We start from the raw sequence: 14,673 nt of genomic DNA on the forward strand, positions 1-14,673 counted from the left end.
TGCGTATTCGCATGGAATGTCAGCAACCAGCCTAGCATTTGAAAGCAATCATACGATAGAGGAAGAATCAAGCACATTTTGTTGCGGAGAACCAAATTTTACATAATACGACTAAATCTTTCAATAAATTGCGAATAATTTTACGATTTTGCATTCTGTCTTCAGCCTGTCTGTTAAAGGGTTTAAATCTTTAAGCCCAATACCTCCGGGTCGATAGGGTTTGATGAAAAGGCCATACATCAATGATTTTGTTATTATGTATTGGTAATCATAAAGGGAAGTGAATCAAGTATAATTGACCGGAAAGTTGAGGGAATCATCATGGAACAGAATCAGCCCAATTTAGAGCACTCACCGTTTATTACATATGTAAGGGATGAATGGGCGGAATTAAGCGGGAACATAAAAGTACCGATTACCCGTGAAGAATTTGAAGCATTAAAGGGAATAAATGAGAATATTTCGTTAGAAGAGGTATCTAAAATATATTTACCCCTCTCGAGACTATTGAATTTATATGTGACGGAAAAACAATCCCTTCATCGGGAAACGAATCAGTTTTTCCAGCGAAACCACCGAAAAGTGCCCTTTGTCATTGGAATTGCCGGCAGTGTTGCGGTCGGAAAAAGCACAACTGCTCGCTTGATTCAAACCCTGTTATCCAGGTGGCCGAACCATCCGAAAGTGGATTTAGTCACAACCGACGGCTTTTTATATCCCAATCAAATTTTAAAAGAACGAAATCTGATGAATCGGAAGGGGTTTCCGGAAAGCTACCGGACTGGGAAATTAATTCAATTTCTGGCGAAAATCAAAGCAGGAGCTGCCAGGGTAGAAGCACCGGTTTATTCGCATTTATATTACGATGTGTTGCCCTCAAAAAAGCAGATTGTTGATCGGCCGGATGTTTTAATTGTTGAGGGAATCAACGTTCTTCAAGTAGGGAAAAGCAAAAACAGCAGACATATTCCAAGTGTGTTTGTTTCAGATTTTTTTGATTTCTCCATTTATGTAGATGCGGATGAAACAGACATTCAGCGCTGGTATGTGGAACGGTTTATGATTTTGCGGGAAACCGCTTTTAAAAATCCCAACTCATATTTTCACCGCTATTCCCAACTGACCGATGAACAGGCAGTCGGTAAGGCAACGGAAATATGGAATGAAATCAACCGTAAAAATTTAGTCGAAAATATTTACCCCACAAAAAACCGGGCCGATTTAATCCTGCAGAAAGGAAAGGACCATTCGGTATCCAGGATCAAATTGCGCCGGGTATAAAGAAGATTGACTGTCCCGTTTTGTGGGCTGCACTGAATGAGTCGCTTCACGACAGAAGCGTTTTAAGGAAAGGCAAATGGTTAGTGACTAAGACCAAAAAAAGGAGTGAGATGGTCCTCACTCCTTTTTTTCGTTTTCATCTATATCCGGAACAACTTCATCCGCTGTTTCCATGGAATAGCTTTCTTTTAGATTTGCCCCCCTGTTGTCGGGTGTTTCCTCATTGTTGAAAAATTCATGATGATTGACTAAATATCTGTGAAAATAAATTTCGGTAATACTTAGGACTGTTGCAGCCAGAAGAGAAGACGTCACTGTAGGAGCGAAGGCTGGATCTACAAACGCTTCTTCCAGAAACCAGATGAGAAAGAAGGCGAGGGTAAAATCCATAATTGTGGCCCCCGTGTTGGTAGCCCGTTTTAAAATGATCAGGTCTCCGATTACATATGCAACTACCCCTGTGATAAGTGAAATAAGAACAACATTTTCCATGGAGACACCAAATGCTAAACCTAATGTCAGGTATATGGCTATAAAACCGATGACCAACTTCAAAAGCAAAGCTTTAATGTGGTCCATAACATCCCCCTTTAAAAGAAGTTTTTTTTTATTTTGAACCATTCAGGAAGAATTATTCTCTGGGCAAGAGGATTAGTCAGCATAATTCTTGGCAGCCGGCAAACAATAGATATAAACGAGGTCAGGAGGTAAACCAATGGATCAAAAGAAAAAGGGAAAACCTTCATTAGCCGAAAAAAATTATGATCCGGAGGACTATAACAGAAAAGACGAAATGTCCCGGGGCCTGGCTATAACCCATGAGCAGGCCAGTGACACATTAACGGAAGGAACCATTGATGGGAAAATTGAACGTTCAAGTGGAAAGAGAGAAGACCTTTCCCGGGAAGGATTTGAGCAAGAAAAAAAATAGATGGAAAACCCTTGCCTGTATACGGCAAGGGTTCTTTGGTACAAGATGCACTTCATGTTGATTAGCCAAATAGGGTGAAAATATTCTCAGTGAGGATAGATGCTTAATGTGACGCGCACGTTTGGTAAATACTGCCACATTTTTTAGCAGGTATACATGGAGCGGATAAGCAATTATCGGCATGACAAAGGGAAATTTTAAAGCAATGTATCTTTTACTGACTCCGGTAGAAAATGTTATACATATTCCTTCACAAATCTTCTGATTAGCTGATTAAAGGTATACCATTGTCTGGACGGAATCTGGTGGGAGACTCCTTTCAGAATGGTTTTATACAGATAAGGGCATCGTTCATTTAAATAATCGTGCTTTAAAATCCATGGGCTTCTTGTTCCGTAAATCGTTAACAGAGGGACTTTGATCAGATGAAGCAGATCATAACAGTCATACATTAACGATTTCTGGTAAAAATCACGCCAGATGGAAGGCTTTGTTTTAAGCATATGAAGATACAGTTTGTTTTGAATTTGTCTGTCACTTGTGTGACTTTTGGCCAGAACCTGTGCCAGATATTTATGAGACATCTGAAGCATTTTTATGCCCAGCTGAAAATGAAGTTTTAGCATCCTGGTATTTACCCGCGGAAATCCACCGGATAATATCACAGCCTTTGTATGTTCAGGATAGCTTAAGGCGAACTGCTGGGCCACTGTTCCTCCAGCAGAATATCCGCAAATAATTGCCCGCTGGATGTTTTCTTTGTCTAAGATGCTCTTAATTTCGTCAGCGTATCCCTGGATGGTAATTTCATTTTTCTGGGTGGCTGAATCTCCGTGACCGCTTAAATCTGGAATCAGCAGACGAAAGTCTTTCGATAAAGATTCCTGAGAGAGAAACACTTTTCTCCCCATGCCAGGCGGATGAATCAAGACGATTGACAGTCCTGTTCCCCGATCATCATAGATCAGCCTTTTATGTTCGAGTGATATTTGTCCCATAAAACAATCCCCGCTTTTTTAATTGATTCGTATTTTGTCTCGGCTACAATCGCTAGTATGGCTCAATTATTCCGTTTTTAGTCAGGGAAAACTTTGTTGGGACAAAAAAGCGGACTCCTTAAAATATCTGCATTCGGCTTACACGCTAAATGGGCAATTGCTCCTCCGTGTATTCATCTCTCAATCAGCTGTTCCATTTATTGAGTACATGTTTGATAAAGGAGTCCAGGGTTTTCTGGTATCTGCATGGATCAGGACGTTTAATCCTGATCTGTTGTCGTATTCTCTGGGTTCGACATTGATTGATGGTACCTGTATTTAATGGGGGTCGATTGTACGTGGTTTGGACGGGTCACATTCCGGAAGAGGACTGCCAGTGGATTCGGCAAGCTTGATTAAATAATAGCATTCTTCCCTTGACATGTGATCGGCCATTAAACCTGAAAAGGTGCCCAGGACAGTTTCATTTAATTCCATTTCTTCGATTTCATGCAAAAACCCCCTGAAAACCGCTATTTTCATTTCCACTTCATTGTTAAATCGCTTCAAAGCCGGAAATGTCTTCAAGCTGGTACGAAGATATCCCGTTAGTTCGGTTGCTTTCAAATAAAAGTTTTCAAAGTGTTTGACGAAGGATTGGCTTTTGTCCCGAAGACGTTTTTCCACGCCGTCGAGTTCATCATGTATCGCACCTGCATGACCGGCGGCATCCAGCAGCCAAACAAGATGATGATGGAGTTCATGAAAAACGGGGGGGATTTTTTTTTCCTTCAAATAGCGGATGATCAGTAAGTATTCATCCAGCTCATTCACCATATGATTAATAAAGGTGGGGGAGAGGTGAATACCAATTTTGCCCTGTAAGTGGCGTTCCATAATGGACAGTTTAAATTCCCGAAACTCCCTCGTGGCATGTTCTGTCTGGCGGGTTAAATGAGTCCATTCAGCAGGCTCTATTGTCTGTCGGGCCTGATCTAAATACGTGTCGTAAGTATTGACAAATGATTTTGCAATGTGAAGTTCTGCTGCTTCAGAGGGGAAAAGGGAATCCCGGATGAAACGGGCATGATCGCCCATAATCTGAAGCCAGAAAGTATGTTCAAAGGACGCACTTTCTTGAAAGGATTTCAAATGTCTAAACCTCCCTGCCAATTGTCTTCGCTCCCATTATATTCTTCACAGGGATTGTCTTAGTAAATATTTATGAAAAGGCAAGCAGGTATCTGGCACCTCAATGTGGACTGCGTTATTAAGCTGGTCGTCCTTTTCTCTTATCAGCAGCTGCTCTTCAGATGTCGTCCGGCAGATATACTTTTTCTGTTTTAATAAAAAAAGTGGTAATCCTTTAAAAATAAATTAGGGTGACGTCTATTCAGAATAAATCACATTGTTCAGATGGGTTGCTGTTTAATCGAAAAATTGAATATGTGGTTTTTCCTCTCTGTAATAATGTAAGCGGTCCTGGAGTGTACCGGTGTGGAATTCGAATTTATGTCCGTCCGGATCGGTAAAATAGATTGATTTTTTGTCCTTTTCATGTCTTTTTCGGCCAGGAAGGATATTTACGTTTAAGCTTTTTAAAGTCTGTAGAGCCTTTTCAAAATCTTTTTCGTCAATGGAAAAGGCGATGTGGGTGTAGGAATGGTTGATTTCATTTCTTGGGATATCTTTTTCTACATTCAGTGCAATCCACAGGCCATTGAGGTCAAAATAAGCAGTGTTCTTTCCTTTTAACAGCAATTTAGCCCCAAATACGTTTTGATAGAAATGAATGGAGCGTTGAAGGTCAGAAACAGAAAACAGCAAATGATTGATCCCTTTGATATTCATCATAACCTCCTATGGTTTACAAGATCATCTTATACATTCATTTTACCACGAGATCAGAAAAAGTGCCTGCCCTGTCGAATGAGAAAATGGGATGTCATAATCGAGGAATTGGTTGAGATATCCGTAAAATCAACAAGTTAAGGAAAAGATGTTTCGATAGGTGATAGGCACACCTTATGCATGTGGTATGATAGTGGAAATGAAAGAACTGGTTTTTCAAGGGGGATAGAATCATGACAAATACCTTTGACTGGCACCGGGAAGCGGAAAAAGCCTGGGATGAACGCGCCTCATACTGGAGTCAAAACAGCCAAAACATGTGGGATCATGGCAGCCGGAAAACGATTATTCCATTTGTTCAGCAATACGTTCAAAAAGGGAGTAAAGTAGCGGATATCGGCTGTGGAGACGGGTATGGTTCCTACAAACTGTTTAAGGCAGGCTATGAAGTGGTTGGTGTTGACATTTCTAAGGAAATGATTGAACGGGCCAATCAGCGAACAGGGGATGAAAAACTATCTTTTGTCCAGGGCGATCTAGTTGAACTACCCTTTGCAGCGGACACGTTCGATGGAGTAATGGCTGTTAATTCGCTGGAATGGATTGAAATACCCGTTCAAGCACTGCATGAACTGAAGCGGGTGATCAAACATGACGGACACCTCTGTGCTGGTATTCTTGGCCCAACGGCGAAACCACGCATCAACAGCTATCCGAGGCTGTACGGTGAGCCGGCTGTTTGTAATACCATGATGCCGTGGGAGTTTCAGCAGCTTGCGGAAGAAACCGGCTGGGAACTAATAGATGGGCACGGTATTTACAAGAGGGAAGTAAGAAATCAGCATTATCAGGATTTGCCCACAGAACTGAAACAATCCTTAACATTTATGTGGGTTTTTATGTTAAGAAATAAAAAACAATAAGGTGAAGCGGTATAAAATTTTTCAGGTTGAGCAAGTCTATTTTTCAATTGGTTTGAAACTTCAAGATTCCATTTTGCGTAGATGTTTTTATAAAAAAGAGGAGGGATTGATCATGGTAGATGATAACAGGGGATGTATAAAATGTGGGAGTACGAATGTGGGAACGAAAGAGGTGTCCATGACAGGTGCCGGATTATCCAAACTGTTCGATGTCCAGCATAACCAATTCACGGTCGTATACTGTAAAAACTGCGGTTATTCCGAGTTTTATAATAAAGATTCATCCACAGCCGGAAATATACTTGATCTCTTTTTTGGCGGATAGCATAAAAGCATGGGAGTTCAATTCCCGTGCTTTTTTTCGTGCGCCGGATGCCAGAAATTCATAATCAGAACCAAGCAATCCGAGGGTGCCGAATCTCCTGACAAAACCCTCAATATTCAGACAATTATATTTATGCACACCTTGATTTCTCCGGTATTTTTCGTCAACTATGGATCTATCCATCACAATATTCATATCAGATAGAGAGCGATTAGTACGAATATTATCGTATCAGCAATCGTAATATGAAAATATGAAATACCACCTTGTTATTTCTAAAAATTACCGCCAGATTAACCGGATAAAATATAAATTTGAAATTGCATTACTATACATTTTTATGTAAAATTAATATGAACTTTCGGTGCATGGAACAGAATGCTCCTGTGTTTTGATCCGTTCTTAACCGCCCCGTTTTCGCCATTTCTTTCAGCCGTTTTATATTCGAATAGATTCGATGTTTTTATTTTTTTCTTTATACTTTAATGCTGTGAAATTATAATTTGTCGAATTGTGCGAGCTGAAATATGTGGTGCAGGGAATAGGAGTTTGCACCTGTGACATTAAGTGAAAATAAGGAGGAACATTTACATGAAGATGAAAGGGAAGTTTTTATTTGGTTTTGCCATTCTTTTTGTAATTGGATTTTTGTCTGCATGCGGTACCGGGGGAGACAATAATGATGATAGCCAGAATGCAGATGGCAATGGGCAGAAAGAAACGTTAATCATCGGTACAGATGCGGCATTTGCTCCGTTTGAATATCTTGATAAAGGCGAAATCGTCGGTTTCGATGTCGATTTTATTGATGCTGTGATGACTGAAGCGGGTTATGATTATGAAATTAAAAATGTAGGCTGGGATCCTTTATTTCCATCGGTTGAAAATGGAGACGTAGATTTTGGTTTATCTGCTATTTCCATTACAGATGACCGTATGGAAACGTATGACTTTTCTGTACCATACTTTGAATCCAGATTGTTAATTATGGTTCCGGAAGGGTCAAACATTCAGAGTGCGGAAGATTTAGAAGGAAAATTAGTAGGCGTTCAAAATGGTACAACAGGCCAGACAGCCGTTGAAAAAATTCTTGGTGAAAACAATGAGAATATTAAAAAGTATGAAACAACTGCCGTTGCAATCATGGCGATGCAAAACGGTGATGTAGAGGCTGTTGTAACTGATAATACAGTAGCAGAAGAATATGTGAGCAATAATCCAAATGAAAAGTTTGAAGTAATCGAGGATCCAGAAAACTTTGCACCAGAATATTACGGCCTGATGTTTAAGAAAGGCAGCGATTTAAAGGCCGAGTTAGATGAAGCAATTAATGCGGTGCTTGACAGCGGGAAATATGCAGAAATCTATGAAGAATACTTCGGTTATGAGCCTGATGTAGAGGCACTTAAAGAGGCTGCACAGGAATAAAAAGTGAACAATTGCGTAACGTTTGATCTGCGTTACGCAATTTTCATTCCACTGAATAAAGGAGTAGAACGATGGATATTCGATTCGATGTCATACAGGATTATTTGCCCTATTTCCTTCAGGGAATGGGGTTGACAATCGGGTTATCTCTGATTGGAATTCTGATGGGATCCGTTATGGGCCTGTTTATCGCATTAGGTAAAATGACAAGGTTTAAGGTCATTCAATTCCCCTTTATCTGGTACATTAACTTTTTCAGAGGAACCCCCCTCTTTGTTCAAATCTTATTAATTCATTTCGGCGTTATGCCCATTTTTATGTCACCTGTTAATCCAATTGCCTCGGCAATTGTTTCATTATCTTTAAATGCGGCTGCATATATTGCTGAAATCTTTCGTGCGGGGATTCAGTCGATTGATCGGGGACAGATGGAAGCAGCACGTTCCCTGGGGATGAGTCACGTCCAGGCCATGCGATATGTGATTTTGCCGCAGGCCGTTAAACGGATGATTCCGCCGCTTGGAAATGAGTTTATTGTTCTGTTGAAGGATTCTTCCCTGGCTGCGGTCATCGCTGCTCCGGAATTAATGTACTGGGGGCGTGCCGCTTCAGGGGCCACTTTTAGGGTCTGGGAACCCTATTTAACGGTTGCGCTGATTTATTTAGTTCTTACCCTATCGTTGACTTATGTGCTGAACTATGTGGAAAGGAAGTTGGCGACAGAATGATCCAGGTACAAAATCTGAAAAAGTCGTTTGGAAGCCTTGAAGTACTAAAGGATATCAGTGTAAACATAAAGCCTCAGGAAGTGGTAGTCGTCATCGGACCATCCGGCTCTGGAAAATCTACCTTTCTGCGCTGCATTAACAAGCTGGAATCCTTTGAAGAGGGACATATTTATATCGACGGTGTGGATATTGCGGATAAAAAAACAAACATTAACAAAGTGCGTGAAGATGTCGGCATGGTGTTCCAGCAATTTAACCTGTTTCCTCACAAAACGGTTATTGAGAATATTATGCTATCACCGATGAAAGTCCGGAAGTGGTCTGAAGAAAAGGCTCGTCAAAAGGGAATGGAACTTCTGTCCAAAGTAGGACTGGGAGATAAAGCGGACGTTTATCCGGATTCTCTGTCAGGGGGCCAGAAGCAGCGTGTGGCAATAGCCCGTGCCCTGGCGATGGAACCGAAAGTCATGCTCTTCGATGAACCGACATCTGCTCTGGATCCGGAAATGGTCGGTGAGGTTCTCGGTGTTATGAAACAGCTGGCCAAAGAAGGAATGACCATGATTGTGGTTACCCATGAAATGGGATTTGCCCGGGAAGTGGGCGATCGGGTCCTTTTCATGGACGGGGGTTACATTGTGGAAGAGAACAAACCGAAGGAATTGTTCGGTAACCCTCAGCATGAGCGCACCAAAGCATTTTTAAGCAAAATTTTATAAGGATGTTTTGAATGGGTGTGACTGATATACGGTTGCATCCGTTATTACCTCACGTTGAAGAACATATATTCTGAATAAGCTTTGGAAGATAAAATCATTATTTAAAATATCCAAAAAAGAATGAGGCGACACAGTATGACCTGGAATTTTAAATCATTTGAAGAACTTTCAAAAGAGGAACTTTATGCAATTTTAAAAGAACGGGTGGATGTGTTCGTTGTAGAACAGGCCTGCCCCTATCCTGAAATTGACGGTTACGATGAACAGAGTTGGCATCTATATTATGAAGATCAAGGGGATATTGCCGCTTACTGCCGCTTGATTCCTGCAGGAGTCATGTATGACGAATCCTCGATCGGCAGAGTACTCGTTAAAAAAGAGTACCGGGGAAGCGGATTAGCAAGAGAAATGATGGGAAAAGCCATGGAGATTATGAAGAACGAATGGACTGTGTCAAGAATTAAACTCCATGCCCAGGAATATTTGAAGGATTTTTACGGATCCTTTGGATTTCTGCCGGTAACAGATGTATATCTTGAGGACGGCATTCCCCATATTGATATGATTTACGCCCAAAAGGAATAAGAATATAACTTTCTTCAAATATTAGACATATGGATGACCCCGGCACAGCAAGGTGTCGGGTTTTTTATATACAAAAGATTGGTCTAAAATTTTTAAAAACAAGTAAATTCTAATTGACATTTTTACAGATGATGCATATGATAGATGATAAAGTTGATCTTACGCAAAATAATTTGATATATAAAAAATAGATGAATCGGTCAAAGAAGGGAGCACAATCATGTTTAGCTGGTTTGCAGAATTAAACCCAATTATGCAGGCGTTTATCGGAACCCTGTTTACCTGGGGAATGACTGCTCTAGGAGCTGGGATTGTATTTTTTTCCAGGCGGGACCATCAAAAATTTTTAGATGCGATGCTTGCGTTTGCGGGCGGGGTCATGATTGCTGCCAGTTATTGGTCTCTCCTTGCACCAGCCATTGAAATGGCAGAAAGGGGCAGTCTTCCGGCGTTTGTTCCTGCTGTTGTAGGGTTTTTATTAGGCGGACTGTTTTTGCTGCTTGTGGATAAATTCCTGCCATTGCTCGAAAGCGACAAATATCTGAAGGAAATTAAAGATCGCAATGCGAAACATCGAACGGCCTTGCTGGTGTTTTCGGTTACCCTTCACAATATACCGGAGGGTCTTGCTATAGGGGTTGCATTCGGAGCGTTAGCTTCTGATTTTACATCGGCTACACTGGCTGGAGCCATCGCACTGGCTCTTGGGATAGGAATTCAGAACTTTCCTGAAGGTGTTGCCGTTTCCATGCCTCTTCGGAGGGAAGGACTTTCTAAACAAAAGAGCTTCTTTTATGGGCAATTTTCCGGAATGGTTGAACCGATATCAGCTGTGATCGGTGCACTGGCTGTTGTGTTCATTCAGCCCATTTTGCCGTACGCTCTAAGCTTTGCAGCCGGAGCCATGATCTTCGTCGTTGCAAAGGAAATTATTCCGGGATCTCTGGAAAAGGGCAATGTTCACCTGGCATCTATCAGTTTAATGATCGGTTTTGCCGTGATGATGACACTGGATGTGGCTCTGGGATAAAGGCTTGAGAAGATTTATATGGAAAACAGTTTGCATGCCGCTCAACGCATGTGCTCTGCATCAGAGCAATGGATATACTGGCCCGAATTATTTTCTATTCTTAAGAGGAAAGCCAGTCATGACAGGGGTCATGGCTGGCTTTATTCCATTTAGAAACAGCTAGCTCTATTTGAATTTCTGATAGATATCATCATACTGTTTAATTAAGTTCATATCCAGTTCTGTAATCCCTCCTGCCCGCCAGGATGTCAATTTTACCGTTATGACTTTATATTCAATGCTGATGAATGGGTGATGATTTACTTCTTCAGATAAATTCGCCAATTGATTCACAAAATCAATCCCTGTCAAAAATTCGGAAAAACGGAATCGTTTTACCAGCCAGCGGTCATCTTCCACCTTCCAGCCTTCCAGCTGCTTCAATTCCTCTTTGACCTGTTCGATTTGAAGTTTTTCCATTCCCGATCACCTCCTAATTCTGATTTCTACAAAGTACATCAAATCCCTCCCGTAAACAGGGGGATGTATTTGGCATCCGGGCAGAAGTATGATGTATTATAATAGGTACAGGAACCGATGAGGGGTGCAAAATGAATAGTTTTAGGAGACTGAAATTCATCCTTGCTTTTAGAAAATCACTGCCCTTTTTAAAAGACTTTTTTCTCTCAAGGGAAGTCAAAGTTTCGAAAAAAGCCATTTCTATATTATTGCTTGTCGGGTATCTCCTGTTGCCATTTGATGTTATTCCGGATTTTTTCACTGTAATTGGCATAGTGGATGATCTGACGGTTTTAACGTTGATTTTTAGTCAAATCGTGAAAATGGCTCCTGATACATTAAAAGAAAAATATCATCTGGAATAAAGACATTCAAACGTTGTCCATAACGGTAATGGGCGTGTTGATTTTTAAAAGGAGGTCTTCGATGTTTAATGGAATGTTTTTTGGCATTGTGTCTCTGGCCATTCTGATCTTTGCAGCTTTTTTTGGTTATGTGGCGTTTCTCGTTAAGCGAAGCAAAGATGAATAGCTTACATATGAAATGGAACCCTGGCCTAAGAGGCTTTCCTGAAAGCTGAAATACTGATGCTACTGAGTAAAGAAGATTTAAAAAGACGGTATATTAGGAACGAAATACACAATGGAGCAGGATTTTTTCTACAAGGAGAAACTGTGGAGCGGGGAATCGAAATAATCATCCCCGACTAGGAGCGTCTTTGTGTAAACAGAGTTATTATGTCAGGGAGTGTTTGATGAGTCCTCAAAAGAGGAGTATAAAAAATTATTCGAGACTTAGTGAGCCGTGGTGCTGAGGGAATCATTCTCGGTTGTACCGAAATCCCTCTTTTAATTAAAGAAGAAGATTCACCTGTTCCTCTCTTTGACACGACATGCATACATGCCAAAAAAGCGGTTGAGATGGCACTGAAAGATTAGCCGAGAGCCCTTCCAGAATATCAGTGGAAGGGCTCATGATTTCATAATTGAGGTGTCACTGGGAAAAGTGGGACGGTAAAAACGTCGGGGAAAATGTAGCCGATGATTGTACATTATTCAACGTCATCCCTGTCTTTTAGAGTGACTTTATATAAAATAGCCAGCTCTGAGTCTAGAACGTCTTCTGGAAATTGTCCGTTATCAGCGTGAAAACCAGTTACGGTATGGTTGTTTGTTCCCTTCCAGCCAACAAGATACACGGGCTGATCTTTTTCAAGAGTGACCTTTTCAGTTAAAAGATTGCCGTAAGTCGAACCCGATACGTCTGTTACATAGGAAGTAGATCCAATTCCGCCCGGAGAACCCCAGGTAATCATGGTTTCCTCTGAAGTCGGATAATCCATCATTCCGAACGAGACGATCTCATGATCAAAATCACGATCAATCAGGCCAAAGGTTTTAGAGCCGCCGTCGGGTTTGCCATTTTTATAGATTTCCACTTCAAATACTAGATCTTCTGTTTCGCTGATCTTTCCATGTAATTTAAAATATTCAATAAAGGATATACCGGTTTTGGAAACGAGTGTTTTTTCCTCTTCTGATAGTTCATATGGTTCAATGGTTATGGATTTCTCTGGCTGTTTTTCTTCGCAGGCTGTGAATATACTGATCATGAAGAATAATGTAAACCAGATAAAGGTTTTTTTCATTTCGTATGACCTCCCGGGTACATTTTATCATTAAATCATATATTCTCACACCATAGAGAATGAGGCAGAGCAGTTGTTGAAGGGGTGATGATATGAAGAAAATATTAATTATTGGTTCAGGGGGTGCCGGGAAGTCAACAATGGCCCAGGAGCTCGGTGAAATCCTGAATATAGAAGTCATCCATCTGGATGCGGTATTCTGGAAACCCGGCTGGGAACCAACGAAAAGGGAAGAGTTTGTGAAAAAATTAAAAATTCTCATGGAAAAAGATCAATGGATCATGGACGGTAATTTTGGGAGTACCCTCGATCTGAGGCTGAAACGAGCGGATACCGTGATTTTCCTTGATTACTCCAGATTTCTCTGCGTTTATCGGATTTTGAAAAGGAGATGGATGTATCATCGCAAAACGAGACCTGACATGGGAGAGGGGTGCAAAGAAAAGCTTGACTGGGAATTTGTGAAATGGGTATGGGACTATCCAAAAAAGAAGAGACCGGATATATTGAACAAATTGCGTCAAGTGGAAGACGTTAAACAGGTCATTCACCTTCGCTCCCCGAACGAAACAGCAGAATTTTTACGGTCCCTGGTCCACAAAGGGGGAAAATGAAGCGTGAATCGGAGTGATTTTTTAACATGATGCGCAACATTAGAGAAAGGGACGGCATGAATCCAGGTTTGCAATTGTAAACGATATAATGTTATAACGATTAACATAATGAAAACCGTGTGAACCATTTGTCATCTAATTTAGATAGGAGTATAATGGTGAATGCTAGATACGTAGCAGGGTATATTGGAGGCGCATAATGTTGGAGCTCATCATGTTTTTAATCATCGGTATGGTTATTGGGATATTTTCAGGTTTTTTTGGGGTTGGCGGTGGCTTTATTTTAACCCCGATTCTTTTGCTTTCAGGGTATTCCCCTGTCATAGCTATAGCAACAAGCCTGTTGTATACGATTGGAACATCGGTTTCAGGTGTGCTCGTACATTTTCGGTTAAAAAATATCCAATATAAAATAGCTACCGTGGTGGGATTAAGCGGGATAGCTGCCACTCAGGTTGCCCATCCATTTGTGATGTTTCTTGAGAAGATGGGCTGGGATGTATGGCTTATTCCGGTTTTTTATCTGATTTTGCTGGCTTATTTTGCTTTTTCGATGCTGAAAAAGGACAAGACATCAGAAAGTTTTTCTGTAGATCGAATTGATTTTTCCCCATCCCTGTTTAAGCAAATATGGATAGGCTTCTTTGGCGGGTTTATCTCCACATCTCTGGGAGTCGGTGGAGGCTTCGTATTAGTTCCTCTATTGATTACTTTTCTTGGAATGAAACCTCGTCAGGCAGTAGGTACAAGCCTTCTGGGCGTGTTGTTTATGGTTTCAATAGGGTTTATAACTTATGCGATCCATACACCAATCAATTACTGGGTTGGCGCGGCATTGATCACTGGTGCATTAATTGGCGGTCAGCTTGGAGGGAACTTGACCACCTATTATCGAAATAAAGAAATCCGAAAACTGTTAGGAGCACTATATATCTTTACATGGATCAGTCTCGTCTTTAAATTGTTGTCATGGAATCTGGCCGGCCTGGAAATTTTAATTGTATTTTTCACTTATTTGCTCATCCGGTTTGCGATCAGGTTTTTAAACAGAAAACAATATATAAAGAGTCAGTAGTACCATGACATATTAAAAAAACAGGATGCCTGCAGTGGATATGGCATCCTGCTTTTAATA

Annotated in this window: 19 protein-coding genes; 13 read left to right on the forward strand and 6 right to left on the reverse strand. The window is 40.9% G+C overall.

From position 1 onward, the window contains the following. Window positions 1-321: 321 nt before the first annotated feature. Window positions 322-1,281 (forward strand): type I pantothenate kinase, encoded by a 960-nt coding sequence (gene coaA / locus EDD68_RS09930; RefSeq protein ID WP_132372206.1) that lies wholly within the window; start codon window positions 322-324, stop codon window positions 1,279-1,281. Window positions 1,282-1,398: 117 nt separating this feature from the next. Here coaA and EDD68_RS09935 read toward each other — a convergent pair whose 3' ends face one another. Continuing rightward, a complete protein-coding gene (locus EDD68_RS09935) occupies window positions 1,399-1,860 on the reverse strand; it encodes a YndM family protein (protein ID WP_165902134.1) in 462 nt (153 codons plus the stop codon). Window positions 1,861-1,996: 136 nt separating this feature from the next. On the opposite strand from EDD68_RS09935, the gene EDD68_RS09940 reads away from it, so the two are divergent. Further along, window positions 1,997-2,212, forward strand: a complete 216-nt coding sequence (locus EDD68_RS09940) for a YozQ family protein (protein ID WP_132372101.1) — start codon at window positions 1,997-1,999, stop codon at window positions 2,210-2,212. Window positions 2,213-2,448: 236 nt separating this feature from the next. Here the strand turns inward: EDD68_RS09940 and EDD68_RS09945 are convergent, their stop codons facing one another. From EDD68_RS09945 to fosM, 3 genes are all read right to left on the reverse strand, one after another. Further along, window positions 2,449-3,210, reverse strand: a complete 762-nt coding sequence (locus EDD68_RS09945; RefSeq protein WP_132372102.1) for an alpha/beta fold hydrolase — start codon at window positions 3,208-3,210, stop codon at window positions 2,449-2,451. 318 nt (window positions 3,211-3,528) lie between these two features. Continuing rightward, window positions 3,529-4,341 carry a DUF2935 domain-containing protein gene (locus EDD68_RS09950; protein WP_132372103.1) on the reverse strand — a complete coding sequence of 271 codons (813 nt, stop codon included), beginning with the start codon at window positions 4,339-4,341 and terminating at the stop codon, window positions 3,529-3,531. 276 nt (window positions 4,342-4,617) lie between these two features. Next, the gene (fosM, locus tag EDD68_RS09955; protein ID WP_132372104.1) at window positions 4,618-5,040 is read right to left on the reverse strand and encodes a FosM family fosfomycin resistance protein; all 423 of its coding nucleotides are present in this window, start codon (window positions 5,038-5,040) and stop codon (window positions 4,618-4,620) included. Window positions 5,041-5,273: 233 nt separating this feature from the next. On the opposite strand from fosM, the gene EDD68_RS09960 reads away from it, so the two are divergent. The 7 genes from EDD68_RS09960 (at window position 5,274) to EDD68_RS09990 (ending at window position 10,778) form a co-directional block, all read left to right on the forward strand. Continuing rightward, a complete protein-coding gene (locus tag EDD68_RS09960) occupies window positions 5,274-5,963 on the forward strand; it encodes a class I SAM-dependent methyltransferase (RefSeq protein WP_132372105.1) in 690 nt (229 codons plus the stop codon). Window positions 5,964-6,075: 112 nt separating this feature from the next. Beyond that, window positions 6,076-6,288, forward strand: a complete 213-nt coding sequence (locus tag EDD68_RS09965) for a zinc ribbon domain-containing protein (RefSeq protein ID WP_132372106.1) — start codon at window positions 6,076-6,078, stop codon at window positions 6,286-6,288. A gap of 597 nt (window positions 6,289-6,885) precedes the next feature. Continuing rightward, window positions 6,886-7,716 carry a basic amino acid ABC transporter substrate-binding protein gene (locus EDD68_RS09970; RefSeq protein WP_424399165.1) on the forward strand — a complete coding sequence of 277 codons (831 nt, stop codon included), beginning with the start codon at window positions 6,886-6,888 and terminating at the stop codon, window positions 7,714-7,716. A 71-nt stretch (window positions 7,717-7,787) separates the two neighbouring features. Then, the gene (locus EDD68_RS09975; RefSeq protein WP_132372108.1) at window positions 7,788-8,444 is read left to right on the forward strand and encodes an amino acid ABC transporter permease; all 657 of its coding nucleotides are present in this window, start codon (window positions 7,788-7,790) and stop codon (window positions 8,442-8,444) included. Then, entirely contained in the window at window positions 8,441-9,163 is a 723-nt protein-coding gene (locus EDD68_RS09980) for an amino acid ABC transporter ATP-binding protein (protein WP_132372109.1), read from the forward strand. The genes EDD68_RS09975 and EDD68_RS09980 overlap by 4 nt, the downstream gene beginning before the upstream one ends. A 135-nt stretch (window positions 9,164-9,298) precedes the next feature. Beyond that, window positions 9,299-9,748, forward strand: a complete 450-nt coding sequence (locus EDD68_RS09985) for a GNAT family N-acetyltransferase (protein WP_132372110.1) — start codon at window positions 9,299-9,301, stop codon at window positions 9,746-9,748. 220 nt (window positions 9,749-9,968) lie between these two features. Continuing rightward, window positions 9,969-10,778, forward strand: coding sequence for a ZIP family metal transporter (locus EDD68_RS09990; RefSeq protein ID WP_132372111.1), 810 nt, complete (start codon window positions 9,969-9,971; stop codon window positions 10,776-10,778). Between the two features lie 165 nt (window positions 10,779-10,943). Here EDD68_RS09990 and EDD68_RS09995 read toward each other — a convergent pair whose 3' ends face one another. Continuing rightward, window positions 10,944-11,237 (reverse strand): 4a-hydroxytetrahydrobiopterin dehydratase, encoded by a 294-nt coding sequence (locus tag EDD68_RS09995; protein ID WP_132372112.1) that lies wholly within the window; start codon window positions 11,235-11,237, stop codon window positions 10,944-10,946. A gap of 131 nt (window positions 11,238-11,368) precedes the next feature. On the opposite strand from EDD68_RS09995, the gene EDD68_RS10000 reads away from it, so the two are divergent. Continuing rightward, entirely contained in the window at window positions 11,369-11,641 is a 273-nt protein-coding gene (locus tag EDD68_RS10000) for a YkvA family protein (RefSeq protein WP_132372113.1), read from the forward strand. Window positions 11,642-12,073: 432 nt separating this feature from the next. Further along, a complete protein-coding gene (locus EDD68_RS15545; protein ID WP_243646829.1) occupies window positions 12,074-12,214 on the forward strand; it encodes an aspartate/glutamate racemase family protein in 141 nt (46 codons plus the stop codon). Between the two features lie 113 nt (window positions 12,215-12,327). Here EDD68_RS15545 and EDD68_RS10010 read toward each other — a convergent pair whose 3' ends face one another. Next, entirely contained in the window at window positions 12,328-12,924 is a 597-nt protein-coding gene (locus tag EDD68_RS10010; RefSeq protein ID WP_132372114.1) for a hypothetical protein, read from the reverse strand. Window positions 12,925-13,016: 92 nt separating this feature from the next. Between EDD68_RS10010 and EDD68_RS10015 the strand changes: the two genes are divergently transcribed. Both EDD68_RS10015 and EDD68_RS10020 read left to right on the forward strand, forming a co-directional pair. Continuing rightward, on the forward strand, window positions 13,017-13,538 hold the full coding sequence (locus tag EDD68_RS10015) for a DNA topology modulation protein (RefSeq protein WP_132372115.1): 522 nt from the start codon (window positions 13,017-13,019) through the stop codon (window positions 13,536-13,538). A 199-nt stretch (window positions 13,539-13,737) separates the two neighbouring features. Next, the gene (locus EDD68_RS10020) at window positions 13,738-14,613 is read left to right on the forward strand and encodes a sulfite exporter TauE/SafE family protein (protein ID WP_132372116.1); all 876 of its coding nucleotides are present in this window, start codon (window positions 13,738-13,740) and stop codon (window positions 14,611-14,613) included. The last annotated feature ends 60 nt before the right edge of the window (window positions 14,614-14,673 follow it).

Source organism: Melghiribacillus thermohalophilus (assembly GCF_004342905.1).
Classification (GTDB): domain Bacteria; phylum Bacillota; class Bacilli; order Bacillales; family Alkalibacillaceae; genus Melghiribacillus; species Melghiribacillus thermohalophilus.

What these genes read in the sequence shown, in the direction of transcription:
- coaA (WP_132372206.1), top strand. Translation starts at nt 322, where the DNA reads ATGGAACAGAATCAGCCCAATTTAGAGCACTCACCGTTTATTACATAT.
- EDD68_RS09935 (WP_165902134.1), bottom strand. Translation starts at nt 1,860, where the DNA reads ATGGACCACATTAAAGCTTTGCTTTTGAAGTTGGTCATCGGTTTTATA.
- EDD68_RS09940 (WP_132372101.1), top strand. Translation starts at nt 1,997, where the DNA reads ATGGATCAAAAGAAAAAGGGAAAACCTTCATTAGCCGAAAAAAATTAT.
- EDD68_RS09945 (WP_132372102.1), bottom strand. Translation starts at nt 3,210, where the DNA reads ATGGGACAAATATCACTCGAACATAAAAGGCTGATCTATGATGATCGG.
- fosM (WP_132372104.1), bottom strand. Translation starts at nt 5,040, where the DNA reads ATGAATATCAAAGGGATCAATCATTTGCTGTTTTCTGTTTCTGACCTT.
- EDD68_RS09960 (WP_132372105.1), top strand. Translation starts at nt 5,274, where the DNA reads ATGACAAATACCTTTGACTGGCACCGGGAAGCGGAAAAAGCCTGGGAT.
- EDD68_RS09965 (WP_132372106.1), top strand. Translation starts at nt 6,076, where the DNA reads ATGGTAGATGATAACAGGGGATGTATAAAATGTGGGAGTACGAATGTG.
- EDD68_RS09970 (WP_424399165.1), top strand. Translation starts at nt 6,886, where the DNA reads ATGAAAGGGAAGTTTTTATTTGGTTTTGCCATTCTTTTTGTAATTGGA.
- EDD68_RS09975 (WP_132372108.1), top strand. Translation starts at nt 7,788, where the DNA reads ATGGATATTCGATTCGATGTCATACAGGATTATTTGCCCTATTTCCTT.
- EDD68_RS09980 (WP_132372109.1), top strand. Translation starts at nt 8,441, where the DNA reads ATGATCCAGGTACAAAATCTGAAAAAGTCGTTTGGAAGCCTTGAAGTA.
- EDD68_RS09985 (WP_132372110.1), top strand. Translation starts at nt 9,299, where the DNA reads ATGACCTGGAATTTTAAATCATTTGAAGAACTTTCAAAAGAGGAACTT.
- EDD68_RS09990 (WP_132372111.1), top strand. Translation starts at nt 9,969, where the DNA reads ATGTTTAGCTGGTTTGCAGAATTAAACCCAATTATGCAGGCGTTTATC.
- EDD68_RS09995 (WP_132372112.1), bottom strand. Translation starts at nt 11,237, where the DNA reads ATGGAAAAACTTCAAATCGAACAGGTCAAAGAGGAATTGAAGCAGCTG.
- EDD68_RS10000 (WP_132372113.1), top strand. Translation starts at nt 11,369, where the DNA reads ATGAATAGTTTTAGGAGACTGAAATTCATCCTTGCTTTTAGAAAATCA.
- EDD68_RS10010 (WP_132372114.1), bottom strand. Translation starts at nt 12,924, where the DNA reads ATGAAAAAAACCTTTATCTGGTTTACATTATTCTTCATGATCAGTATA.
- EDD68_RS10015 (WP_132372115.1), top strand. Translation starts at nt 13,017, where the DNA reads ATGAAGAAAATATTAATTATTGGTTCAGGGGGTGCCGGGAAGTCAACA.
- EDD68_RS10020 (WP_132372116.1), top strand. Translation starts at nt 13,738, where the DNA reads ATGTTGGAGCTCATCATGTTTTTAATCATCGGTATGGTTATTGGGATA.